Genomic DNA, 21,949 nt, shown 5'->3' on the forward strand with positions numbered 1-21,949 from the left:
GCCGTTCCCACTCGGCATCCGTCAGATCACCCCGCCCCATGCCCACAGCAACGACTCGGGCACGGAGTAGTCACATGATCGACCGGACAAGTCCTAGCCGGTGCTGCCACCGGAGCGCCGACCCGTCCCCGATCCAGTGCGATGACGTACGGGTCGTGATCTGCTGACCTCCGATCCAGTACGTGTGACACCGGTCGGTGACGTGAAGTCGCACGGAAGTGATGTCCGGGCTACCTGCCCCTTGCCAGGCCGTGAGGGCTTCCTCGACGTTGTCCCACAGGGCCACGGGGCCGCCCTGACGAACCCGCCACCCCGCCCCATCGGCGGTGAACTCGGCGAACGACTCGCGCTCCGGGTCGAAGAGGTAGAAGAGCTGGGCGCCCTCGCTCGTCGCGGCGCGGACGAGCTGAGCGCCCGGGGCAGCGAGCTGAGTGAGGAAGGCGGGCATCCACTCGTCCAGCATGAGCGGCGACACCTTCGTCTGACGCTCGCTGTCGGCGTAGGCCACACGCGCCGAGAGGTCACCGGCCACCGGCACGACGGCCTGCGATCGGGCCTGCATGAAGCTGGCCTTCCCGATGATCCGGCCCTCCGCCGTGCCGTCCTCGTTCACGGTCACCTTCGCCAGGCCGGAGCCGTTCGCCCACGAGCCGATCGTGGCCAGGATGATCCCGCCCGGCTTGGTCTGCCGAATCCACGCGTAGGGAATGCGCTTGACCAGACAGGTAGCGATGACCCGGTCGTACGGCGCCCGCTGAGGATGCCCGAGGAGGCCGTCTCCGGTCACGGTCCACGTGGAGTAACCCACCGTCTCCAGGGCTGCATCCGCGCGTGTGGCGACCTCCGGGTCCACCTCGACGGTGGTCACGTTGTCCTCACCGAGGCGGTGGCACATCAGGGCCGTGGAGTACCCGGTACCGGTGCCGATCTCCAGGACCTGGTGACCGTCCTCCACGTCCAGGCTCTCGATCATGCTGACCACGAGCGCCGGCATCGTCGAAGACGAGGTGGGCAGTCCCACCACGGGTTCGCTCACCTGGTCGGCGGTGAGGTGTCCGTCGAGCTGGGTGGTCAACGTGTCCAGGGAGTAGGCGGTCCGGGTCCACTCTGCCGAGTCGGTGTCAACGGCCGTCATGGGTCGCCACAGCCCACCCTCGGGCAGGAAGACCCCGGGGTTCAGGAACAGCTCGCGCGGGACCGACTCGACGGCCGCCCGCCATGCCGGCGTCTTGAGGGCACCGGCCTGTACGAGCTGACCGGCGAGACTTCGCCTTTCGTGCGCGGTGTCGGTCATGCGATCTCTCCTGCCAGTAGGGCCGCGAACGTGGCGGCCATCTGCAAACCGGTATGCGGCTCCAGCCATCCCCACTGACCATTGGGGTTCAGCTCCAGCCACCACAGGTCGCCCTTCTGGTCCTCGGCGAGATCGAAGCTGCCGGACCGCAACCCGTAGTGATCCAGGTAGGTCAGAAGCGCCTTTTCGACCGTCCTGGGCAGGTCTATCACGTCGTAGGACAGGGCCGAGTAGTCCTTGCGCCAGTCCAGCAGGCCGGAGGTGATCCGTACGGCGAACACCTGCCGACCGACGATCAGGACGCGAAGGTCGGCCACCTTGTCGACGACGGCTTGGAACAGATGGGGGGGGCCACCCGCAGGCTCTCGTTGATGTCCTCGGCAGTGACCAGGTCGGCCCATCCGGTGACCGGGACGCCGTCCCGCTGATAGGGCGTCCAGCGCAGCGTTTTGTAGATCACGCGGTCGTGCGAGGAGGTGAACTCGCATGCTTCGGCAGGGTCGTTGGTCACGAGAGTGGGCGGCACCGTGAGGCCGAGGCGCTGGGCCAGAGCTAGTTGGGCGGGCTTGTAGTCGGCAGCCGCTACGCGGAGGGGGTGATTCACCCAGACGGGGCCCTCCATTGCGTACAGGGAGCCACCCAGTCCGTACCGGACCTGGGCTATGGCGAACTGGGCGTCATCCTGGCTCAGGTCCGAAAAGGTAGGCCAGGTGGGGCGGCGCCAGTAGACCGCGCGCACGTCGGCGAGGTCAGCGGTTCTCGACGGAGTGCGCACGTGCCCGACCATAGGGGCCGGGCACGTGCCGAACCGAGCCGAGACCGTCAGGTCCGTCCCGATGTCAGCCGGGTTGAATCGGACTACCGGCACATCGAGCCGGTTGAGTTCCGTGATCACCATGTCGGCGGTGATGTCATCCGCCTCGGTGGCCACGAGCACCGGCCTCTTCTCGGTCACCTTCATCAGTCCTGGTTGCTGTCCTGGTCACTGCCCTGGTCGTTGCCCGCCTGGCCGTCGGAGCTGGTGGAGGTCGAGGTCTCGGTGCCGGAGCTGGTGCCGTGCTTGCCCATCTCGACGACGCGGCCGTGGTGGTCGAGGAAGACGCCGAGTTGTGTGCTGGGGTCGACGGAGACCGACGCGTGCGGGCGGGGGATGGTGGTGGGGTAGGGCGCGAGTCGGCCGATGCCCCACGGGCGGACGGTGGTCAGGTCTACGGCAGTGCTCATCAGTGCTCCTCATGGGTTTCGAGGCCGACCTCGGGCGAGGTTGGCCCGTGGGCCGTTCAAGGGATGGAGCGACCGCCCCCAACGGTGGCCGTGCGTGTGCCGGCGGCTGGGGCGGAGATCGGTAGGCCCGCCCTGAGCGATCCAAAGAGTGCGGGGGAGCCCTCCATGCGGGGTTGTCAGCTCAGGACGGGCCAGCTCTAGTGGGCAGTCGCCAGGGCGACGCCGAAGACCAGGCCACACGAGGCACTGATCATGATGATGAATAGCGGACCGGCGTACCGGCCGATGACGCCTAAGACGCGGCTCACGGCACCATCTCGGTCCGGTACATCCGCGTGATGATCTCGCGGTAGGACGTGTGGGAGGGGTTCCGGCCGGAGTGCGTCAGAGCCCACGACAGCGGGGCCTCCCAGCCACCGGAGGCGTCCGACTTCTCCAGGCACTCCGGGCGCGCGCACTGCATGGCGTGGGTGACCGGCTCGGAGCCGGGCTCCCGGTCGGGGGTGATCTTCCAGTCCGCCATGGCGAAAGTCCTTGTCACTGGACGGTCTTCTCGAAGTCGTACTCGGGCTCGTCCGTGTCCAGGCTCGGTCGAAGCCGTCTCTCCTCTTCAGCGGTGGCGCGGCGGGCGGCGCCCATCGGCACTTCCCACTCCTTCCCGCCACCGAGGGGGCGGAGAAGCCAGCAACCACCTTCCTCACCCTGGTACTCACCGGCCTTGCCGGTGCTGTCGATCATGAGCTGCCTCACAGTCGGCATCACGTCTCTCCTAACCGTCCTTCATCACCGACCCCCGGCCTCCAGTTTTCGCCTACACGAGCAGCCACGCCACGGCAGGATTGACGCAGTGATGACACATCCGTGATGCACGTCGTTGCACCAGGCAGACGGAGGCAGGCAGCGAAGGAAGGAGACCCGTGGGCGGTCTCAAGAAGCGCCGGAAGGACTGCGGTTACAGTCAGGAGACCTTCGCCGCCGCAGCGGGCGTCGACCGCACGACGGTTGGCCGCTGGGAGCGCGGGGAAACAGAACCGCAGCCGCCCTTGCGGCCAAAGCTCGCCAAGCTGTTAGGACTCGACATGGCGGGCTTGGGCGCCCTGCTATCGCCACAAGCTGTCACGCAGGAGGCCGAGGGGCACCTCGACAACCTGACCAGTGACAGTGGTGACGACATGATCCGGCGCGACTTCCTGCGCGTACTCGCCATCGCGGGGGCCTTCCCTGCGCTGCCGGCACACGAGATCCTCGACGAGACCGCCGACTCCCGCGCCATGAACGACCACCTGTGGAGCGTCTACCGGCTCACGCGGTCCAAGCGCAGCGTCTTCCCTATCGTGCGAGACCAGATCACCGCCCTGACCGACGAACTGAAGGACGGCCGCGACACCATCGGCTTGTGCTCGGCGGCCGGTGACCTTTTCCAGCTCGCGGGCGAACTCGCCTTCGACGAGAACCGCTACACCGACGCGGCGGCCTCGTACACCTTGGCGGCCTCCGCCAGCCGCGAAGCGAAGCAGTACGACTTGTGGGCGTGTGCGCTCACCAGGCACGCGTACGTCTCCCTGTACGAGCGGCAGTACGAAGACGCCATAGGCGTCCTCATTGCCGCTGAGCGTGTCGCCAAGCGGGGTGACGGGCGCCTGGCCACACGCCACTGGGTCGCAGCCGTACAGGCCCAGGCGTACGCCGGCATGAAGAACTTCGACGCCTGCGAGCGCGCCATGGACGAGGCTGAGGAGGTTCTCCACCTCGCCGCGGATTCCGTAAACGGTGGATGGCTGCGGTTTAACGCTTCCCGCCTGGCCGAGGAGCGCGGCGCCCGATATGTCGAACTGGGCAGGCTGGACCTCGCCGAGACAGCCCTGCAACGAGCCCTGCGCCAAGCCGAGCTAGGCCGGGGCCAGTCCTACCGACGAAGGGGTGCCGTCCTGGCCGACCTCGCCATCCTGGGCGCCAAGCGAAGGGATCTCGACGAGGTGATGACGTACGCCCACGAGGCGCTGGATCTCGCCAGACGTTCGGGCTCTGGATACGTGGCCCGTAAGCTGCGAACGCTGCGGGTCGAGCTGCGGCCGGTCGCAACCGACGCGCGTGCGGCCGAGCTGGAAGCCAAGCTTGCCGAGTTGGCCGCCTGACGAGAGGGGACAGCGTGACGGAGGAGAACGGGCGACGGTTCCGCGAGGCGTGGATCGCGGGCGTGCGGAAGCACTTCCCCGGCGAGCCGAAGCCGAGCTACGTCACCCCATGGGGGGAGACGCCGGACTGGGAGCGCGACGCCGCCGCGACCGTGTGGGCGCAGGTTGCACAGTTCGTCGATGTATCCGAGGGGCACGCGAAGCGGCTCTCCCGCGAGCAGAAGGGCCGCTTCGTCGCAACGTGCTGGACGGCTCAGATGTACCGGCACTTCGGTGACCCGAAGCCCGCATACGTCGCCGACTGGCCGGACCTGCCGGACTGGCAGAAGGAGACGGACAGCGACATCTTCGAGACTGTCGAGGACGCCCTCGCATAGACCCCGCCTTGCCGTGCTGGAGACCGCCTCGGCCGCCACATAATCGCCACCCAGCACCGAGAAACACCCGGAAATAGTCACGAAGAGTAAGCACGACTAGGCATCCTGCTTGAACCAGAAAGGGCCCCTGACCAGGCAAAACACCTGGCTAGGGGCCCTTCCCTGGCTTACCGACAGACGAGTCGGGCTGTACGCCGGGTTCTGTGCCCCGGGACCTCGCGGTCGTCGGGGCGACGGCCATCCATCTAGGACCGGCGTTGCCGCCGGCCTCCTGCGGTCTACCCGCGGACTCGGGCGAGCAGCCCTCGAACATCCGCGCAGGGACACCGGAGTGTCCCCTCTTGACCTTGCTCCGAGTGGGGTTTACCTAGCCGCCTGAGTCACCTCAGGCGCTGGTGGTCTCTTACACCACCGTTTCACCCTTACCGAGGACCGAGGTCCCCGGCGGTCTGTTTTCTGTGGCACTGTCCCGCGGGTCACCCCGGGTGGCCGTTAGCCACCACCCTGCTCTGTGGAGCCCGGACGTTCCTCGGGAAGATCCGAGGATCTCCACGCGGCCGTCCGCCCGGCTCGTCTGCCGTGCTGACCATGCTACCCGCCGGGGGCCGCGCGCTTGACCTTGTCGCAGCGTCAGGGTTTCTACTGGGCCGCATGCGTATCGGCGAGATCGCCGCGCTCGTGGGGGTCACCCCCAGGGCCGTGCGGCACTACCACCAGTCCGGGCTGCTGCCCGAGCCCCCGCGGCGGCCCAACGGGTACCGGGAGTACGGGGTCCGGGACGCCGTGCTCCTCGCGCGGATCCGGCGGCTGACCGAGCTGGGCCTCGGCCTCGACGAGGTACGGGACGTGCTGGCCGACGACGAGGGGCGGGGGCTCGTGGAGGTCCTCGAGGAGCTGGCGGAGGACCTGGCCCGGCAGGAGGCGGTGATCCGGGCGCGGCGGGAACACCTGACCACACTGCTCACGGAGGCGCGGGCCGGACGGCTGCCCGCCGAAGGACCCGTGTCCCCCGAACTGGCGGCCCTGCTCGCGGGCCTGGGCGAACTGCCCGAGTCGCCGATGGCGGCGAAGGACCGGGAGATCCTGGCGCTGCTCGACGTCGTCGTGCCCGAGGAGGAGCGGGCCCGGCTGATGGAGCTGATGCACGGGGCCGCGGGCAGCGCACGCGAGCTCTACGCGCTCCTCGACGCGCTGGCCGACGCGGCACCGGACGATCCCCGGGTGGACGGGGCGGCCCGCGCCCTGGCCGCCGTCCTGCCGGACGGGATCGCGGTGGAGCTGCCTCCGGAGGGCTCCGGCGGCCTCGCCGACAGCTTCTTCGCGGACCTCGCCCCGGCCCAGTCGGCGGCGGTGCGCCGGGCGATCCGCCTGGCCGGGGAGCGCGGGGAGGGGAACCGATGAGGGACCTCCCGCGCACGTCCTCCGGCCGCGCCCGCCCCGTCCGTCTGCTCCGGCTCGTCGCGTACGTCGCCCTGCCCGCCGAGGTCGTCCTCGCCGTCCTGCTGGTCGGCGGGGTCCGGATACCCGGGGCCGTGTGGGCCGTGGCGGAGGTGCTCGCCGTCGTGCTCCTGCTCGCCGAGGCCCTCGCCTACCGGGGGCTGCGGCGGCGCGGGCTGTCCCGCCGGGCGGCCGTGGCGGAGCTGGTGCCCGAACCGGTGCTGCGGCTGGCGGGGCACGAGCTGCGGCTGACGGCGGGCCTCGGGCGGTGGGTCGCGCGCCGGCCGCACGGGGTGCACGGCGCGGACGGGGTCTTCCCGCACGCGCGGGACCAGGCGGCCCTGATGTACGGCTTCGCGTTCGTGTGCCTGGTCGAGACGGTCGGGATGTCGTACCTGCTCGCGGACTGGCCGCTCGTGCACGCGGTCGTCCTCGTCCTGGACGTCTACACCGTGCTGTTCGTCCTGGGGCTGCACGCCGCGTCCGTGACCCGGCCGCACACGCTCACCGGGGACGTCCTGCGGGTGCGGCAGGCCGCGCACGTCGACGTGCGCGTCCCGGTCGGCCGGATCGCGGCAGTCCGCCACGAGTCTCTCTTCACGCACGAGAAGGCCGAGGGCGTGCTGAACCTCGCCGTCGGCTCGCAGACCTCCGTCACGATCGAGCTGACCGAGCCGGTCGACGCGCCCCGGCTGCTCGGCGCACCCCGCCCCGTCCACCTGATCCGGCTGCACGCCGACGACCCGCGCGCCCTCGTCCGGGCGCTCACTCGGGCGCGAACAGCACCTTCGCCGACCCCGGGTCAGCCTCCGCGAGCCTGACCCGCAGCCACTCGCCCAGCGGCAGGCGGGACTCCCCGCCCGCGATCCGGGCGACGACCGCCGGGTCCTCCAGGTGGACGGTGCCGACGGCGGGTTCGCGCTCCTTGACGTCGATCACGTACGCGTCGAAGATCTCGCCGATCCGGTCCCGCAGGAGCGCCGCCTCGACGATGTCCACGCTCTCGCGTTCGACGGTGTTGGCGCGGCGCGAACCGGCGGCCATCTCGTCGGGGAGGCCGGGCAGGGCGGAACGCACCCACTCGGGCGGCTCGTTGCCCGCCACCGCCGCCACGCACAGTTCGCCCGCGTACCGGTCGACGAGCCGGCGCAGCGGCGCGGTGCAGTGGGTGTACTCGTCGGCGACGGCGGCGTGCACGGCCGGGGTGGGGACGTGGCCGTCGGTGAAGACGGTGTACCCGGCGCCGCGCAGGAGGGTGGTGCACTCCTGGAGGAAGACGGCCTGGCGCGGGTCGGCGGGGTCGGCGGAGCGGACGACGTCCGCGTACGACACGTGGTGCGGCCAGTCGACGCCGAGGGCCTGCGCGGAGCGGCGGAGGCGGGCGACGGCGCCGTCGGGGGCGGTGGGCAGGGTGCGGAGGATGCCGGTGCCGGCCGCCGTCATCAGGTCGGCGGCGGCCATGCCGGTGAGCAGGGAGATCTGGGCGTTCCAGGCGTCGGCGGGGAGCGGGGCCCGGTAGGCGAGGGAGTAGGTGCGGCCGGTCTCGACGATCTCCTGCTCGGGGACGTTGAGGGAGATCCCGCCGCGTTCGCTTTCGAGTGCCTCGCGGAGCCGCCCGATGTCCCGGAGGAGGGCCACCGGCTCCTCGGCCGTGCCGTCGTCGATCCGCCGCTGGACACCCGCGTAGTCGAGCTTGGCGCGACTGCGTACGAGGGCCCGGCGGACGTCGGTGGCGACCCGGCGGCCCTGGGCGTCGAGGTCGATGCGCCAGAGCAGGGCCGGGCGGGGTTCGCCGGGCAGGAGGCTGGCGGCGCCCTCGGAGAGCACGGCCGGGTGGAGGGGGACCTTGCCGTCGGGGAAGTACAGGGTGAGGACCCGGCGGTGGGCCTCGGCGTCGAGCGCGGAGCCGGGGGCCACGAAGGCCGCGACGTCGGCGATGGCGTAGTGGACGCGGTACCCCCCGTCGGCCCTGCGGGCCAGGTGCATGGCCTGGTCGAGGTCGGTCGAGGTCGGCGGGTCGATCGTGAAGAACGGGATGTCGGTGGCGTCGTAGGCCGGGAGGCGGGGGTTCTTCGCGGCGGCCTCGGCCTCGGCGAGGACGGCGGGCGGGAAGGCCTCGGGGATCGCGAGCTCGGTACGCAGTGCGCGCAGGGCGGCCCGCAGCGGAGCCTCGGCTGCGCCGGTCACGTGGATGTGGCGGCGGGGCATGGCCCGAGCCTATGGCGAGGGACGGGGTGCGGCACCTCGTAGGCTGGACGGCCGGGGCCGCACCCCCACCCCGACGGACGAAGGAGAACCACCGTGCTCGTGCTGTTGCCGCCCTCCGAAGGCAAGGCCTCCTCGGGGCGCGGGGCGCCGCTCAAGCCGGAGTCGCTGGCCCTGCCGGGGCTCGCGGAGGCGCGGGCGGCGGTCCTGGACGAGCTGGTCGAGCTGTGCGCCGCCGACGAGGAGAAGGCGCGCGGGGTGCTCGGCCTGAGCGAGGGGCTGCGCGGCGAGGTCGCCAAGAACGTGGAGCTGCGGACGGCGGGCGCTCGCCCGGCCGGGGAGATCTACACCGGCGTCCTGTACGACGCGCTGGGCCTGGCGACCCTGGACGCGGCGGCCCGGAAGCGGGCGGGGCGCTCCCTGCTCGTCTTCTCCGGTCTGTGGGGCGCGGTGAAGGTGACGGACCGGATCCCGTCGTACCGCTGCTCGATGGGGGTCAAGCTGCCGGGCCTCGGCGCGCTCGGCGCGCACTGGCGGGGTGCGATGGCGTCCGTGCTGCCGGAGGCGGCCGGCGACGGTCTCGTGCTCGACCTGCGCTCGTCCGCGTACGCGTCGGCGTGGAAGCCGAAGGGCGAGGTCGCCGCGCGGACCGCGACCGTGCGCGTGCTGCACGCACCCACCCGCAAGGTCGTCAGCCACTTCAACAAGGCGACGAAGGGCCGCATCGTGCGGAGCCTCCTGGAGGCGGCGGCCGAGCCCGCGTCGCCGGCGGAGCTGACGGAGGCGCTGCGCGACCTGGGGTACGTGGTGGAGGACGGCGGAAAGACCGGGGCGCTCGACGTCCTGGTGGACGAGATCCACTGACGCGGGGCGCGCCGACGCCGTCGCACGGACGTGCGGCGCGCTGAACGGGCAGCACCGACGGGCGTTGCGCAGGGTGCAACGGTCGTTGCGGGGGGTGTCCGTCCTGGGCAGGATGAGGCCCATGACGAGCGTGTTCGGCCTTGCCCCGGCAGCCCCTGACGTCCCCGTGGTCCCCGTGGTGGTGATCGAGGACGCCGCCGACGCCGTGCCCCTGGCGCGGGCCCTGGTGGCCGGCGGGCTGCCGCTCGTCGAGGTCACTCTGCGCACCCCGGCGGCGCTCGACGCCGTGCGGGCGATCGCGGCGGAGGTGCCGGAGGCGGTCGTCGGCGCCGGCACGGTCGTCTCGGCGGCCGGGGTCGCGGACGCCGTCGGCGCCGGGGCGCGGTTCCTGGTGAGCCCGGGGTGGACGGAGCGACTGCTCGACGCGATGCGCGACGCGGGCGTCCCGTTCCTGCCGGGCGTCTCGACCGCCTCGGAGGTCGTGGCCCTCCTCGAACGGGGGGTGCGGGACATGAAGTTCTTCCCCGCCGAGGCGGCGGGCGGCGTCCCGTACCTGAAGTCCCTCGCGGGTCCCCTCCCCCAGGCCCGCTTCTGCCCCACCGGCGGCGTCTCCCTCGCCTCGGCCCCCGCCTACCTGTCCCTCCCGAACGTCGGCTGCGTCGGCGGTACGTGGATGCTGCCGCCCGACGCCCTCGCGGCCCGCGACTGGGCCCGGGTCGAGTCCCTCGCACGCGGGGCGGCGCGACTGGGCCGCGGCCTCGGGGTGCCCGTCAGCGGGTGACGGCGGCGAGCTCCACGCCCACGTGGTCGGTCACCGGACGGTAGCCGAGGCGCCGGTAGAGGGCGTTGCTGGTCGGGTTGGCGAGATCCGTGAAGAGCAGGACCTGGCCGGTCCCGGCGTCGACGGCGGCCCGGCTGACCGCCTCGGTGGCGCCCGCCGCGTACCCGTTGCCGCGCTCGGCCGGCGGGGTGTAGACGAGGTGGACACGGGCCTGGCCCTCGATCGTGCGGGAGACGGCGGCCATCGATACCGGGCGGCCGTCGGGGCCCTCCCAGAGGTGCAGCCGCCCTTCGGTGATCCGCTCGGTGACGAATCCGGTGTAGTCCTCGGCGGGCTCGTCGCCGATGGCCACCGCGAACTCCCTCGTCCAGGCGGCCACGAGCGGAACGTCCGCCTCGCCGGCGACCCGGCCCCTGCCGGCCGGCGCCGGGTCCGGCGGGGTCAGCTCGCCGAGCCGGAAGAGCCGCATCCGTCCGGTCACCGTCCAGGAACGTCCGCACGCCTCCGCGTACGCCTCGACCGCCGCCGTCTCACCGCGCAGCGCGACCGGCTCACCGCCGCCCGGGAAGACGGGCGCGTCGGGCGTGTCGGCCGGGGAGGCGAGGGCGCGGGCCGCCTCCTCCGTCGTCGCTCCGAGGTCGAGTCCCGAGGACGGGGAGAACGCGAGCACGCCCGTGACGCGGCCGTCCGGCTCCGTCCACCAGCCGAGCCGGTCCGCCCGGTCCATCAAGGTCAGCACGGCGGTGTTGCGCGCGGGCTCGGCGGCCAGGTGCCGCGCGGCGGCGGTGCGGAACGCTGCGGCGTCCTCGGTGAAGTGCCAGGTCATGACGGGATGGTGGTACGGGTCACGGGCCCCGCGCCACCCCTTTGCCGGGCTCGGGCCGCCGATCGTCCGACGCCTGCCCGGACCGGCCCGTGGGCGGCCCCGGATCGTCCGGCGCGGGTCCGGCATCGTCCGGGGCGCGCGGGCCGCGGGGCCCGCTGTCAGCCCCGCAGGTGCGAGGTGTCGTTGAGGAGCCGTACGGACGCGTTGCCGTCGGCGTAGTAGGCCACGGCGGAGATCGAGGCGGCCGACAGTTCCATCCGGAACAGGGACTCCGGCGGGGCGCCGAGGGCCAGGCGGACCAGGGTCTTGATCGGGGTGACGTGGGTGACCAGGAGGACGGTCCGGCCGGCGTACGCGGCGGCCAGTCGGTCGCGGGTCGCGGCGACGCGCCGGGCGACGGTCGCGAAGCTCTCGCCGCCGCCGGTCGGCGCGGCCTTCGCCGAGGCCAGCCAGGCGTCGAGGTCCGCCGGGTACTTCTCCCGGACCTCACCGAACGTCAGGCCCTCCCAGGCGCCGAAGTCGGTCTCGCGCAGCCCCTGTTCGATCCGCACGTCGAGCCCGAGCCGGTCGGCGACGGCGGCCGCCGTCTGACGGCAACGGGTGAGCGGCGAGCTGACGATCTCCTGGATCGTGCCGCGGGCGGCCAGCGCCGCGGCGACGGCCTCCGCCTGCCGCAGCCCGGCCGCCGAAAGCTCCGGATCGCTTCCCCCGCTCCCCGAGAACCGCTTCTCGGGCGTGAGCGCCGTCTCGCCGTGCCGCAGCAGTACGAACGTCGCCGGTGCCCCCATGTCGGGTCCCGCCCAGCCCTGCGACCGCGCGGTGGCGGTGGGCGTGACGTCCGCGGCGGCCGACTGCGCGGACCCGGCGTGCGCCGCGGAGCCCGTCTGGGCCAGGACGCCCGCCTCGGCCTCGAAGTCGCCCGAGGCCTCCGCGCCGCCCGGGACCGCCGTCAGGGCGTCCTCGGCGGCGAACAGGCCGTCGTCCGGGCCGGCGTGCGGGACCGACGGGCGGGACGCGCCGCCCGGCCAGGCACCCGAGCCCGTGCCCGTACCGTCCGGGGCGAGGTCCCGGCCCGTACCCGTACCGGCGGCGGCCAGCGCCGAGCGCGCGCGGGCCGCGCCTGCCGCCGCGTCGCCGGGAGGACCCGACGGCGGCGGGGCCGCGGCGTTGCGGGCGGCGGAGGCGTCGAGGGCGGCCGTCGAGCCGGAGGGTTCCCAGCGGCGGCCGAGCTTGGCCGCGTCCATGGCCTCGTTGGCGAGGCGGTCGGCGTGCTTGTTGCGCTCGCGGGGGATCCACTCGTAGCGGACGCGGCCCGCCGGGAAGACGCGGCCGGCCTCGGCCGCGAGCGGCTTCATGTCCGGATGCTTGATCTTCCAGCGGCCGGACATCTGCTCCACGACCAGCTTGGAGTCCATGCGGACGTGGACGGTGGCGTCCGGGAAGAGCTCCCGGGCCGCCTTCAGGCCCGCGACCAGGCCCTTGTACTCGGCGACGTTGTTCGTCGCCACGCCGATGTACTCGGCCGCCTCCGCGAGCGTCTCGCCGGTGGCCGGGTCCAGGACCACGGCACCGTACCCGGCGGGCCCCGGGTTGCCCCGGGAGCCTCCGTCCGCCTCGACGATCAGCTCACGCGAAGACGTCATTACAGACCGGACTCCGAGGTGCGGACGAGGATGCGGCGGCAGTTCTCGCAGCGGACGACCGTGTCCTTGGCGGCGGCGCGGACCTCGTTGAGCTCGGTGATGTTGAGCTCGATGTGGCAGCCCTCGCACTTGCGCTGGTACAGCCGGGCCGCGCCGACGCCGCCCTGCTGCTCGCGCAGCTTCTCGTACAGCTTCAGCAGGTCGGCCGGGACGGAGCCCGCGACGAGCTCGCGCTCCTTGGTGACCGTGGCGGCCTCGGCGTCCAGTTCGGCCTGGGCGGCGTCGCGGCGGCCGGTGGCGTCGTCGCTCTTCGCCTGCACGGAGGAGACCCGCTCGGTCAGCTCGGCGACGCGCTCCTGGAGGGACTCGCGGCGCTCCATGACCTCCAGGACGATCTCCTCGAGGTCGCCCTGGCGCTTGGCGAGGGAGACGATCTCGCGCTGGAGGTTCTCCAGGTCCTTCGGGGAGGACACGGCGCCGGAGTCGAGCCGCTGCTGGTCGCGGGCGGCACGCTGGCGGACCTGGTCGACGTCCTGCTCGGCCTTGGTCTGCTCGCGGCCGCAGTCGCTCTCCTGGGTCTGCGCGGCGACGAGCAGGTCACGCAGCTGGGTGAGGTCCTTGGTCAGCGACTCGATCTCGGCGTGCTCGGGCAGCGAGCGGCGCTTGTGGGCGAGCTGCTGGAGGCGGACGTCCAGGGCCTGGACGTCGAGGAGTCGGATCTGGTCGGCGGGCGCGGCGTTCAGTTGGGGGCTCCAGGAGAGGTGTGGTGGGAGGACCAGGGGTCGGTGACCGTCTTCGAGACGTGGACGCGGAGGCCCCAGCCGTGGCGGTCGGAAATCTCGTCGAGCTGGGCGGCGGCCTGCTCGCACCAGGGCCATTCGGTCGCCCAGTGGGCGGCGTCGACCAGGCCCAGCGGTGTCTGCTGGGTGGCCTCGGAGACGGGGTGGTGGCGCAGGTCCGCGGTGAGGAAGGCGTCCACGCCCGCGGCCCGCACGGCGCCGAAGAGGCTGTCGCCGGAGCCGCCGCTGACGGCGACCCGGCGCAGGATCATGTCGGGGTCGCCGGCGACCCGGATGCCCTGCGCGGTGGCGGGCAGCCGCTTGGCGGCGCGGGCGGCGAACTCGGCGAGGGTCTCGGGGCGGTCGAGCTCGCAGATCCGGCCGAGGTTGTTCTCGGGCACGAGGGGTCCGGTGACCCGGAGGTCGAGCGCGCCGGCGAGGGCGTCGGAGACGCCCGGGTCGGCGGTGTCGGCGTTGGTGTGCGCGACGTGGAGGGCGATGTCGTGCTTGATGAGGGTGTGTACGACGCGGCCCTTGAAGTGCCCGGCCGCGACCGTCGTCGTCCCGCGCAGGTAGAGCGGGTGGTGGGTGACGATCAGGTCGGCGCCGAGGGCGATCGCCTCGTCGGCGATGTCCTGGACGGGGTCGACGGCGAAGAGCACCCGGGTGACCTCGGCGTCGGGGTCGCCGCAGACGGTGCCGACGGCGTCCCACGACTCGGCTCGCTCTGGTGGCCAGAGGGCGTCGAGCTCGGCGATGACTTCAGACAGACGGGGCACGAAGCAAAGGCTACCTGCCCTCCGTGCCCCCTTGCTCTGGCCGGAGTCCCGGCCTGTGGACAACCTCGTCCGGGCCTACTTGACGAGGTCCTCGCGCAGGTCGTCGAGGACGCTGTTCGCGGCGGTCACGCCGAGGCCGAGGTACCAGGTCTCGTCCGGGACGTCCTTGGCCTGGCCGGCCTTGACGGCCTTGAGGCCCTTCCAGAGCGGGTTGGCCTGGGCGGTGTCCTTCTTGGTCGCCTTGGCGTCGCCGTACACGCCCGTGAAGATCCAGTCGGCGTCGGCCTCGTCGATCTTCTCGGGGCTGATCTCGGCGGCCAGCTCGTCGATCCGCTGGTTCTCGGGCCGGGGCAGGCCGACGTCCTCCAGGATGGTGCCGATGAAGGAGGCCTTGGCGTAGAGGCGGATCTTGCCGGGGAGGTAGCGGACCATGGAGACGGTCGGCTTGTCCGGGCCGATGTCCGTGCCGAGCCGCTTCGCCTTGGTCTCGTAGGCGGCGAGCTTCTCCTTCGCCTCGGCGGTCCTGTCGAGCGCGGCGGCGTTGAGGAGGTAGTTCTCCTTCCAGGTGAAGCCCGGGCGGATGGAGAACACGGTCGGCGCGATCTTCGACAGCTCGTCGTACTTGTCGGCGGCGCGGAGCTGGCTGCCGAGGATGAGGTCGGGCTGGAGGTTGGCGATGGCCTCCAGGTTGAGGTTGTTGATGGTGCCGACGGACTTCGGGGTGCCGGCGTCCTTCTTCAGGTAGCCGGGGATGCCGTCGTCGCCCTCGGAGGGGGCGTAGCCGACGGGCTGGACGCCGAGGGAGACGACGTTGTCGAGTTCGCCGACGTCGAGGACGACGACCCGCTTGGGGGCGGCCTTGAGTTCGGTCCTGCCGAGGGCGTGGGTGAGGGTGCGCGGGAACTGCCCGGGCTGCGCCTCGGTGCCCATGGCCGCGGTCTTGGCGGCGGCGTCGCCGAAGTCCTTGCCACCGGTGGCGACGTCCTTCTTCTTCGCCGTGTCCTGCTTCTCGGCGGAGTCGGCGGACCCGTCGCCCCCTCCGCAGGCCGCGAGCGAGAGCGCGGCGGCGAGGGCGACGGCGGCGGCGGTGCCGCGGCGGCGGAGGGACATGAGAAGGCTCCTGTACGGGTCGTCCTGGCGGAGGCTCAGCCTCCGCTTAGGTTCGCCTTACCTTACTCATCACGGGTCACTCCAGCACAACCGCCCCCTCACCCTCAGCCGAACCGCCGCACGACCACCCTTATGTGTGAAGTGACCCGGCTCGTGTTGTTCGGCTGGAAGTGCGAAAACTAGCTTCGTGGCCGGAGGTGACGAGTCGATGACAGTCTGTGCCATCGAGACGGCGGCCGAGGACGACGACCGCGACGCGGACCGCGACGGGGACGCCCGCCGGCCGACGGGGTTCACGATCACGGCGAACGGCGCGTACGCGGCCAGGCTCGCGGGCACCGGGAACGCCCTGTACGCGGAGCGGTGGACCCTCGACGGCCCGGAGCCGTACGCCGTGCCGCTCCCCCTCGCCCAGCCGGAGGAGCCGGGCACCCAGCTGCTGCCCCTCGCGGACGGCCGGGTCCTCGTCGCCCGCCGGGTGGACGGACGGCGCAACACGTTCTCGCTGCTCTACCCCACCGGCCCCGCCACCGGCGAGCTCCAGCTCGGCGCCGTGGAGGCGCCCGGCTCCGAGCGCCTGCGGCTCCTGCCGCCCGCGCCCGACGGCATCCGCGCGTACGCGATGTGCGTCGGCCCCGACACGACCACGCTGTGGCTGGTGGCCGGCGGCGCCTTCGGCCCGGAGCAGGTCGCCGAGGTCAAGGGCCGCTGCACGGGCGGGGTGTGGCTCGACCGCGCGGGCCGGATGCTCGCGCTCGACCGGCGGCTCGACGGCGGCCCGGTGAAGGCCGTCGCCGTCGACCTGGAGCGCGGCGGGGAGGTGACGCCGCTGCTCCAGATCACCGAGGAGAGCGACGACCGGCTGCTCCTCGCGGACCCGGACAGCGGACTGCTCCTGATCCGCTCCGACGCGCCGTCCCCGGGACACGACCGGCTCGGCTGGGGCGTACTCGGCAGCCTGCTGCCCGTGCGGTTCCCCGACTGCCTGCGGCTCGACGACGCGGCGGTGACGCCGTTCGCGGTGCAGCCGGGTCAGGTGCTGATGCCGGAGAGCTGCGCGGTGGCCCTGCGGATCGACGCGGCGGCCGGGAGCTGGGTGGGCACCTGGCAGCCCTCGTCCCGCCGGATGGGCCAACTGGCCGCCCCCGCCGGCTGGCTGGCCGGCTCGGGCCTCTGGACGCCCGGCGGCCTGCTGCGGCTGCCGTACGCGACGGCCGGGGCGCCGTGCGGTCTCGCCGGTCTCGAACCCCCGCCGGAGCCCGGTCCCGATCCGGTCGTCGCCGTCGAGGAGCCCCGGGTCTGCCGTCCGGTGCCTTTGCAGCAGGCACCCCTGACGGACCGTAAACCCACTGGTTAGACTCACTGGCCGCACAGCACGGAAGACACGTACGGGGTGAGTTCGATCATGTCGGAAGCAAACACGGAGGGTACGGAGTCGCACGGCTCCGGGAAGCACCGCGGCGAGGCGTCGCCGGCGGAGGACTCCACGTCCTCGCCGCACGGCCGGCACCGCCGCGAGGGCGACGCTCGCGCGCGGTAGCGAGGGACAGGCGAAGGGCCCCTCGAATTCGCCGTGATCCCGGGGCCCTTCGCCTTCCCCACCGCGCCGCGCTTCCCCACCCCGTGGCTCAGCCCTTCCTCAGCCCCAGCACCTCCGCCGCCGCGAAGGTCTCGCCCGCCGGGCGGGAGGCGTAGTGCGGGGTGAGGACGGAGTCCAGCTCCTCGTACGTGAACGCCTCCTTGGCGGTGTCGAACTTGGCGGAGACCCGCGGCCGGTCCACGACCGCGACCATCCCGCCGTGCACGACGAGCAACTGGCCGTTGACCCCGGCCGCCGCGGGGGAGGCCAGATAGCCGACGATCGGCGCCACGTGCTCGGGGGACAGCGGGTCGAGCTCCCCCTCCCCCGGCTCCCCGAAGCCCGCGAACACGTCCTCCGTCATCCGGGTCCTGGCCCGCGGGCAGATGGCGTTCGCGGTCACCCCGTAGCGGGCGAGCGCGAGGGCCGTCGAGGTGGTGAGGCCGACGATGCCGCCCTTGGCCGCCGCGTAGTTGGGCTGGCCGGCCGAGCCGGCGAGGAAGGCCTCGGACGAGGTGTTGACGATCCGGCCGTAGACGCCGGTCTCCCCCGCCTTGGAACGGCCCCGCCAGTGCACCGCGGCGAAGTGCGTGGTGTTGAAGTGGCCCTTGAGGTGGACCCGTACGACCGAGTCCCACTCGTCCTCGGTCATCGAGAAGACCATCCGGTCGCGCAGGATGCCCGCGTTGTTGACGAGGACGTCCAGCTTGCCGAACTCGGACACCGCCAGGTCGACCAGGGACCGCGCCGTCTCGAAGTCGGAGACGTCGCCGAGGTGGGCGACCGCCCGCCCGCCCGCCGCGCGGATCTCCTCGGCGACCTCCTCGGCGGGCGCGGCGGAGGCCGCGCCCGAGCCGTCGCGGCCGGGCTGCCCGTAGTCGTTGACGACGACGGCGGCGCCGAGCCGGGCCAGCTCCAGGGCCTCGGCGCGGCCGAGGCCCCGGCCGGCGCCGGTGACGATGGCGCTCAGTCCTTCCAGGGGGAGTGACATCTCGCGGGGTCCTCTCAGATCTCGATGCAGGTACGGAGGGCCACGCCGGTCCGCATCTGCTCCAGGGCCTCGTTGATGCCCGCCAGCGGCACGCGGTGGGTGATGAGCGACTCCAGGTCGATGCGGCCCGCCCGCCAGAGCGCGATGGCCCGTTCGTACGAGCGGAGCACGTCCCCGCCGCCGTACATGGAGGGCAGGATCCGCTTCTCGTCGAAGAACAGCTCGAACATGTTCAGCTGGAGGTTGTCGTCGAGGGCGCCCGCGCCGACGACGCAGAGGGTGCCGCCGCGCCGGGTCGTGTCGTAGGCGGTACGGGCGGTCGCGGACCGGCCGACGACCTCGAAGACGTAGTCGAAGCCCTCGCCGCCGGTGATCCGCTGCTTGGCGTCGGCGAGCGCGTCCGGGGCGACCGCCTCGGTGGCGCCGAAGCGGAGCGCGGCCTCGCGCCGGGACTCGACGGGGTCGACGGCGACGATCTGGGCGGCGCCCTGGAGCTTGGCGCCCTGGATGGCGGAGATGCCGACGCCGCCGCAGCCGATGACGGCGACCGACGAACCGGCCTCCACCTTGGCGGTGTTGATGGCCGCGCCGAGGCCGGTGGTGACGCCGCAGCCGATGAGGGCGGCGATGTCGAAGGGCACGTCGTCGGGGATCGGGACGGCACAGCCCGCGTCGACGACGACCTCCTCGGTGAAGGTGCCGGTGCCGGCGAAGCCGAACACGTCGCCGCCGGGGCGCTTGAAGTTGGGCACGCCGGCGTTCATGAAGCCGGCCAGGCAGAGCTGGGTCTGGCCGCGCCTGCAGGCGGGACAGCTGCCGCAGGCGGGCAGCCAGCAGAGCAGGACCCGCTGGCCCTGGGCGAGTCCGGTGACGCCGTCGCCGACGTCGAGGATCTCGCCCGCGCCCTCGTGGCCGGGGATGAAGGGCGCGGGCTGCGGCAGGACGCCGCTCATGGCGGAGACGTCGGAGTGGCAGAGGCCGGTGGCCCGGACGCGGATCCGCACCTTGCCGGGGCCGAAGCCCACCGCCTCGACGTCGTCGAGGACTTCGAGTTTGTCCTGGCCGATCTCGTGCAGTACGGCTGCGCGCATGGTGCGGCTCCAATCAGACGGGTCAGGAGTGCTCGACGACGGTGTCGGCGAGTACGGGGGCGTCGTCGCGCTCCACGGCGGTGACCGTCACCTGGACCCTGCCCTCGCCGGCCCACATCCGGATGCGGAGGGTCTCGCCGGGGAAGACGACGCCGGCGAAGCGGGTGCGGTAGGCGCGGACGCGGGTGACGTCCCCGTCGAGCAGCGTGTCGACGACGGCCTTGAGGGTCATGCCGTACGAGCAGAGGCCGTGCAGGATCGGCCGGTCGAAGCCGGCGAGCTTGGCGAACTCCGGGTCGGCGTGGAGCGGGTTCCAGTCGCCGGACAGCCGGTAGAGCAGGGCCTGCTCCTCGCGGATCGGCCGTTCGGCGGTGGCGTCGGGCTCCCGGTCCGGGACCGGGAGGCGTTCGGAGGGCCCGCGGTCGCCGCCCCAGCCGCCCTCGCCGCGGACGAAGATCTGGGCGTCGCTGGTCCAGAGCGGTCCGTCGTCGTCGGCGGCCTCGGTGCGCAGCACCAGGACGGCGGCCTTGCCCTTGTCGTAGACGGCGGCGACGCGGGAGGTGGAGACGGCCCGGCCGCCGGTGGGGACGGGCCGGTGGAGGGTGATCGACTGGCCGCCGTGCAGGACGGCGGCGAGGTCGATGTCGATGCCGGGGGCGGAGAGCCCGCCGACCACCCCCATGCCGGCGCCCGCGACGGTGGCGAAGCTGGGCAGGACGTGGAGCCGGGACTCCAGGGTGTAGCGGAGCTCGTCGGGGTCCGTGGCGGGGTCGGGCTTGCCCTGGTGCGCACCGGCTCCGAGGCCGAGGTGGTAGAGCTGGACGTCCTTGTGGTCCCAGGAGATCTCGGCGCTGCGGGGTTCGGCGGCGACGGCCTTGGCGGGGTCGATGGGCATCGGGCTGCTGCTCCTCGTGGCGGTGAAAGACCTCGGCGCGACCGTCCGCACCGTCGGTCGCACCGAGGCCGTGCGGGACCTCCCCGAACGCGGCCGTTCTAGAACGCGTTCTAGGTCGGTGGACCCCATGTATAGCCCAGCCGGAAGGAGTTGGGAACCCTCCCGGCGCAAGGCTCCTGACGATACGTCAGAAAGGGTGGCGGTCCCGGACCCGGGACATTTGTCACGGCCGGGTCCGTACATCCACGCCTGCCGGGCCACCGCCCCCGGTTCGTAGCGTCGTACCCATGACGACAGACAGCCCGCAAGACCCGGCGGTCGCCTTCACGGCCGCGACCAAGACGTACGGAGCCGTCCGCGCCGTCGACGGCCTCGACCTCACCGTCCGGCAGGGCGAGACCGTGGCCCTGCTCGGCCGGAACGGCGCCGGCAAGTCCACCGCCATCGGCCTCCTCCTCGGCCTCGACGAGCCCGACAGCGGCCGCGTCGCCGTCTTCGGCGCGGCCCCGGACCGCGCGGTGGCCGCCGGACGCGTCGGCGCGATGCTCCAGGAGGCCCGGCCCGTCTCCCGGGTCACCGTCCGCGAACTCGTCGGCTTCGTCGCCCGGACCTACCCGTCGCCCATGCCCGTCGACGAGGCCCTGGCGCTCGCCGGACTGACCGGCCTCGCCGGCCGGCGCGTCGACCGGCTCTCCGGCGGCCAGACCCAGCGGGTCCGCTTCGCCGTCGCCCTCGCCGGGAACCCGGAACTGATCGTCCTGGACGAGCCGACGGCCGCCCTCGACGTCGAGGCCCGGCAGGAGTTCTGGGACTCCATGCGCGGCTACGCGCGCCGCGGCAACACCGTCCTGTTCTCCACCCACTATCTGGAGGAGGCCGACGCCTACGCCGACCGGATCGTCGTCCTCGACTCCGGCCGCGTCCTCGCCGACGGCACCGGCGAGGAGCTCAAGCGGGCCGCCGGCGGCTCCCTCGTCTCCTTCGACCTGGCCGGCGGCCCCACCGACTGGCTCGGCCTGCTGCCCGGCGTCACGTCCTTCGAGGTCCGCGGCGACCGCGCACGGCTGCGGACCGGGGACTCCGACGCCACCGTCCGCGCCCTGGCACGACGGGACGCCGTCCGCGCCCTGGAGGTCGCCCCGGTCTCCCTGAACGACGCCTTCCTCGCCCTCACCCGTCCGCCGCACGCCACCGCCAGGACCCTGGAGACCGCGCGATGATCACCGCCTACGTACGCCTCGAAGTGCGCCGCACCCTGCGCGACCCCGGATTCGCGATCTCGACCGTCGGCGTCCCCGTGATGATGTACCTCCTCTTCACCAACCTCGGCGCCGACGACAGCGCGTACCGGACGGCGGCCATGGTCGGCATGGCGGCCTACGGCGCGCTCGGCGCCGCCCTCTCCGTCGGCACCGGCGTCGCCGAGGACAAGTCCACCGGCTGGCTGCGACAGCTGCGGATCACCCCCATGACGCCCCGCCAGGTCGTGACGGGCCGCGCCCTGACCGGAACGGTCGTCGTCCTCCCCGCCATCGCGGGCGTCCTCCTCGCGGGCGGCCTCGCCAACGGCGTACGGATGGACGCCTGGCAGTGGCCCGCGGTCGCCCTCACCCTCTGGCTGGGCTCCCTCCCCTTCACCCTGCTCGGCATCGGCAACGGCTACCGGCTCACCGCCCAGACCACCGGCGTCGTCAACGTCGCCTGCAACCTCGGGCTCGCGGTCGTCGGCGGCCTGTGGTTCCCCGTCGCCCTCTTCCCCGACTGGCTCCGCGCTCTCTCCGAGGCCACCCCCACCCACCGCTTCGCCGAACTGGGCGTGGCGGTGACCGACGGGACGGCCCCCGCCGCGACGGCCCTGGCGGTCATCGCCGGGTGGGCGGCGCTGTTCGGTGCGTACGCGGCCGTCTCGTACCGGCGTTCGGCGAGGGCGGTGTAGGAA

At 72.8% G+C, this 21,949-nt stretch carries 22 protein-coding genes, 1 other RNA gene and 1 pseudogene; 9 read left to right on the forward strand and 15 right to left on the reverse strand.

What is annotated here, in order from left to right:
• Positions 1 to 70: 70 nt before the first annotated feature.
• The 5 genes and pseudogenes from tgmC to OO54_RS26420 form a co-directional block, all read right to left on the reverse strand.
• Positions 71 to 1,294 (reverse strand): ATP-grasp peptide maturase system methyltransferase, encoded by a 1,224-nt coding sequence (gene tgmC / locus OO54_RS26400; protein WP_033207227.1) that lies wholly within the window; start codon positions 1,292 to 1,294, stop codon positions 71 to 73.
• Positions 1,291 to 2,249: pseudogene (gene tgmB, locus OO54_RS41700) on the reverse strand (ATP-grasp ribosomal peptide maturase). The gene tgmC and the pseudogene tgmB overlap by 4 nt, the downstream one beginning before the upstream one ends.
• 5 nt (positions 2,250 to 2,254) lie before the next feature.
• Positions 2,255 to 2,518, reverse strand: coding sequence for a putative ATP-grasp-modified RiPP (gene tgmA, locus OO54_RS26410; protein ID WP_033207229.1), 264 nt, complete (start codon positions 2,516 to 2,518; stop codon positions 2,255 to 2,257).
• 304 nt (positions 2,519 to 2,822) lie between these two features.
• The gene (locus tag OO54_RS26415; protein WP_455569895.1) at positions 2,823 to 3,059 is read right to left on the reverse strand and encodes a DUF7848 domain-containing protein; all 237 of its coding nucleotides are present in this window, start codon (positions 3,057 to 3,059) and stop codon (positions 2,823 to 2,825) included.
• Positions 3,056 to 3,277, reverse strand: coding sequence for a hypothetical protein (locus OO54_RS26420; protein ID WP_033207233.1), 222 nt, complete (start codon positions 3,275 to 3,277; stop codon positions 3,056 to 3,058). Before OO54_RS26420 ends, OO54_RS26415 begins: the two co-directional genes overlap by 4 nt.
• A gap of 158 nt (positions 3,278 to 3,435) precedes the next feature.
• Here OO54_RS26420 and OO54_RS26425 point away from each other — a divergent pair, with 158 nt between their 5' ends.
• Both OO54_RS26425 and OO54_RS26430 read left to right on the forward strand, forming a co-directional pair.
• The gene (locus tag OO54_RS26425; RefSeq protein ID WP_033207235.1) at positions 3,436 to 4,653 is read left to right on the forward strand and encodes a helix-turn-helix transcriptional regulator; all 1,218 of its coding nucleotides are present in this window, start codon (positions 3,436 to 3,438) and stop codon (positions 4,651 to 4,653) included.
• A 14-nt stretch (positions 4,654 to 4,667) separates the two neighbouring features.
• Positions 4,668 to 5,030, forward strand: coding sequence for a hypothetical protein (locus OO54_RS26430; protein ID WP_033207237.1), 363 nt, complete (start codon positions 4,668 to 4,670; stop codon positions 5,028 to 5,030).
• Between the two features lie 174 nt (positions 5,031 to 5,204).
• Here the strand turns inward: OO54_RS26430 and rnpB are convergent.
• Positions 5,205 to 5,603, reverse strand: an RNA gene (rnpB, locus tag OO54_RS42535) — RNase P RNA component class A.
• Positions 5,604 to 5,681: 78 nt separating this feature from the next.
• Between rnpB and OO54_RS26435 the strand changes: the two genes are divergently transcribed.
• Both OO54_RS26435 and OO54_RS26440 read left to right on the forward strand, forming a co-directional pair.
• Positions 5,682 to 6,431, forward strand: a complete 750-nt coding sequence (locus tag OO54_RS26435) for a MerR family transcriptional regulator (RefSeq protein WP_033207238.1) — start codon at positions 5,682 to 5,684, stop codon at positions 6,429 to 6,431.
• A complete protein-coding gene (locus OO54_RS26440) occupies positions 6,428 to 7,288 on the forward strand; it encodes a hypothetical protein (RefSeq protein WP_033207240.1) in 861 nt (286 codons plus the stop codon). Before OO54_RS26435 ends, OO54_RS26440 begins: the two co-directional genes overlap by 4 nt.
• Here OO54_RS26440 and OO54_RS26445 read toward each other — a convergent pair.
• Positions 7,233 to 8,675, reverse strand: coding sequence for an RNB domain-containing ribonuclease (locus OO54_RS26445; RefSeq protein WP_033207242.1), 1,443 nt, complete (start codon positions 8,673 to 8,675; stop codon positions 7,233 to 7,235). The genes OO54_RS26440 and OO54_RS26445 overlap by 56 nt on opposite strands.
• Positions 8,676 to 8,768: 93 nt before the next feature.
• Here OO54_RS26445 and yaaA point away from each other — a divergent pair, with 93 nt between their 5' ends.
• Together yaaA and eda are read left to right on the forward strand one after the other, a co-directional pair.
• The gene (yaaA, locus tag OO54_RS26450; protein WP_033207244.1) at positions 8,769 to 9,536 is read left to right on the forward strand and encodes a peroxide stress protein YaaA; all 768 of its coding nucleotides are present in this window, start codon (positions 8,769 to 8,771) and stop codon (positions 9,534 to 9,536) included.
• 121 nt (positions 9,537 to 9,657) lie between these two features.
• On the forward strand, positions 9,658 to 10,317 hold the full coding sequence (gene eda / locus OO54_RS26455) for a bifunctional 4-hydroxy-2-oxoglutarate aldolase/2-dehydro-3-deoxy-phosphogluconate aldolase (protein ID WP_033207246.1): 660 nt from the start codon (positions 9,658 to 9,660) through the stop codon (positions 10,315 to 10,317).
• On the opposite strand, the gene OO54_RS26460 is transcribed toward eda, so the two are convergent.
• The 5 genes from OO54_RS26460 to OO54_RS26480 all read right to left on the reverse strand — a co-directional run bounded on the left by OO54_RS26460 (position 10,307) and on the right by OO54_RS26480 (position 15,454).
• Positions 10,307 to 11,143 carry a GNAT family N-acetyltransferase gene (locus tag OO54_RS26460; protein ID WP_033207248.1) on the reverse strand — a complete coding sequence of 279 codons (837 nt, stop codon included), beginning with the start codon at positions 11,141 to 11,143 and terminating at the stop codon, positions 10,307 to 10,309. The genes eda and OO54_RS26460 overlap by 11 nt on opposite strands.
• Positions 11,144 to 11,301: 158 nt before the next feature.
• Positions 11,302 to 12,786, reverse strand: coding sequence for a bifunctional RNase H/acid phosphatase (locus OO54_RS26465; protein ID WP_033207250.1), 1,485 nt, complete (start codon positions 12,784 to 12,786; stop codon positions 11,302 to 11,304).
• Positions 12,786 to 13,529 carry a zinc ribbon domain-containing protein gene (locus OO54_RS26470; RefSeq protein WP_200146720.1) on the reverse strand — a complete coding sequence of 248 codons (744 nt, stop codon included), beginning with the start codon at positions 13,527 to 13,529 and terminating at the stop codon, positions 12,786 to 12,788. The genes OO54_RS26465 and OO54_RS26470 overlap by 1 nt, the downstream gene beginning before the upstream one ends.
• The gene (locus OO54_RS26475; protein WP_033207252.1) at positions 13,526 to 14,344 is read right to left on the reverse strand and encodes a Nif3-like dinuclear metal center hexameric protein; all 819 of its coding nucleotides are present in this window, start codon (positions 14,342 to 14,344) and stop codon (positions 13,526 to 13,528) included. Before OO54_RS26475 ends, OO54_RS26470 begins: the two co-directional genes overlap by 4 nt.
• Positions 14,345 to 14,419: 75 nt before the next feature.
• A complete protein-coding gene (locus OO54_RS26480; RefSeq protein WP_033207254.1) occupies positions 14,420 to 15,454 on the reverse strand; it encodes an ABC transporter substrate-binding protein in 1,035 nt (344 codons plus the stop codon).
• 208 nt (positions 15,455 to 15,662) lie between these two features.
• On the opposite strand from OO54_RS26480, the gene OO54_RS26485 reads away from it, so the two are divergent.
• Entirely contained in the window at positions 15,663 to 16,811 is a 1,149-nt protein-coding gene (locus tag OO54_RS26485) for a hypothetical protein (protein WP_200146719.1), read from the forward strand.
• Between the two features lie 271 nt (positions 16,812 to 17,082).
• On the opposite strand, the gene OO54_RS26490 is transcribed toward OO54_RS26485, so the two are convergent.
• From OO54_RS26490 to OO54_RS26500, 3 genes are read right to left on the reverse strand one after another with little or no spacing between them, the layout of a single operon-like run.
• Positions 17,083 to 18,024, reverse strand: a complete 942-nt coding sequence (locus OO54_RS26490) for a 3-oxoacyl-ACP reductase (protein ID WP_033207257.1) — start codon at positions 18,022 to 18,024, stop codon at positions 17,083 to 17,085.
• Positions 18,025 to 18,038: 14 nt separating this feature from the next.
• Entirely contained in the window at positions 18,039 to 19,115 is a 1,077-nt protein-coding gene (locus tag OO54_RS26495; protein ID WP_033207259.1) for a Zn-dependent alcohol dehydrogenase, read from the reverse strand.
• Positions 19,116 to 19,137: 22 nt separating this feature from the next.
• On the reverse strand, positions 19,138 to 20,010 hold the full coding sequence (locus tag OO54_RS26500) for a MaoC/PaaZ C-terminal domain-containing protein (RefSeq protein ID WP_033207261.1): 873 nt from the start codon (positions 20,008 to 20,010) through the stop codon (positions 19,138 to 19,140).
• A gap of 287 nt (positions 20,011 to 20,297) precedes the next feature.
• On the opposite strand from OO54_RS26500, the gene OO54_RS26505 reads away from it, so the two are divergent.
• Positions 20,298 to 21,230: an ABC transporter ATP-binding protein gene (locus OO54_RS26505; protein WP_033207263.1), complete on the forward strand. Its 933-nt coding sequence runs from the start codon at positions 20,298 to 20,300 to the stop codon at positions 21,228 to 21,230.
• Entirely contained in the window at positions 21,227 to 21,946 is a 720-nt protein-coding gene (locus OO54_RS26510) for an ABC transporter permease (RefSeq protein WP_033207265.1), read from the forward strand. Before OO54_RS26505 ends, OO54_RS26510 begins: the two co-directional genes overlap by 4 nt.
• The last annotated feature ends 3 nt before the right edge of the window (positions 21,947 to 21,949 follow it).

Origin of the sequence: Streptomyces wedmorensis (genome assembly GCF_000716445.1) — a bacterium.
GTDB lineage: Bacteria > Actinomycetota > Actinomycetes > Streptomycetales > Streptomycetaceae > Streptomyces > Streptomyces wedmorensis.

Bases quoted from the DNA above. Each gene is read 5' to 3' on its own strand.
- OO54_RS26510 (WP_033207265.1), top strand. From the start codon at position 21,227: ATGATCACCGCCTACGTACGCCTCGAAGTGCGCCGCACCCTGCGCGAC.
- OO54_RS26435 (WP_033207238.1), top strand. From the start codon at position 5,682: ATGCGTATCGGCGAGATCGCCGCGCTCGTGGGGGTCACCCCCAGGGCC.
- tgmA (WP_033207229.1), bottom strand. From the start codon at position 2,518: ATGAGCACTGCCGTAGACCTGACCACCGTCCGCCCGTGGGGCATCGGC.
- OO54_RS26485 (WP_200146719.1), top strand. From the start codon at position 15,663: ATGACAGTCTGTGCCATCGAGACGGCGGCCGAGGACGACGACCGCGAC.
- OO54_RS26480 (WP_033207254.1), bottom strand. From the start codon at position 15,454: ATGTCCCTCCGCCGCCGCGGCACCGCCGCCGCCGTCGCCCTCGCCGCC.
- OO54_RS26490 (WP_033207257.1), bottom strand. From the start codon at position 18,024: ATGTCACTCCCCCTGGAAGGACTGAGCGCCATCGTCACCGGCGCCGGC.
- OO54_RS26445 (WP_033207242.1), bottom strand. From the start codon at position 8,675: ATGCCCCGCCGCCACATCCACGTGACCGGCGCAGCCGAGGCTCCGCTG.
- eda (WP_033207246.1), top strand. From the start codon at position 9,658: ATGACGAGCGTGTTCGGCCTTGCCCCGGCAGCCCCTGACGTCCCCGTG.
- OO54_RS26500 (WP_033207261.1), bottom strand. From the start codon at position 20,010: ATGCCCATCGACCCCGCCAAGGCCGTCGCCGCCGAACCCCGCAGCGCC.
- OO54_RS26460 (WP_033207248.1), bottom strand. From the start codon at position 11,143: ATGACCTGGCACTTCACCGAGGACGCCGCAGCGTTCCGCACCGCCGCC.
- tgmC (WP_033207227.1), bottom strand. From the start codon at position 1,294: ATGACCGACACCGCGCACGAAAGGCGAAGTCTCGCCGGTCAGCTCGTA.
- OO54_RS26440 (WP_033207240.1), top strand. From the start codon at position 6,428: ATGAGGGACCTCCCGCGCACGTCCTCCGGCCGCGCCCGCCCCGTCCGT.
- OO54_RS26465 (WP_033207250.1), bottom strand. From the start codon at position 12,786: ATGACGTCTTCGCGTGAGCTGATCGTCGAGGCGGACGGAGGCTCCCGG.
- OO54_RS26495 (WP_033207259.1), bottom strand. From the start codon at position 19,115: ATGCGCGCAGCCGTACTGCACGAGATCGGCCAGGACAAACTCGAAGTC.
- OO54_RS26420 (WP_033207233.1), bottom strand. From the start codon at position 3,277: ATGCCGACTGTGAGGCAGCTCATGATCGACAGCACCGGCAAGGCCGGT.
- OO54_RS26505 (WP_033207263.1), top strand. From the start codon at position 20,298: ATGACGACAGACAGCCCGCAAGACCCGGCGGTCGCCTTCACGGCCGCG.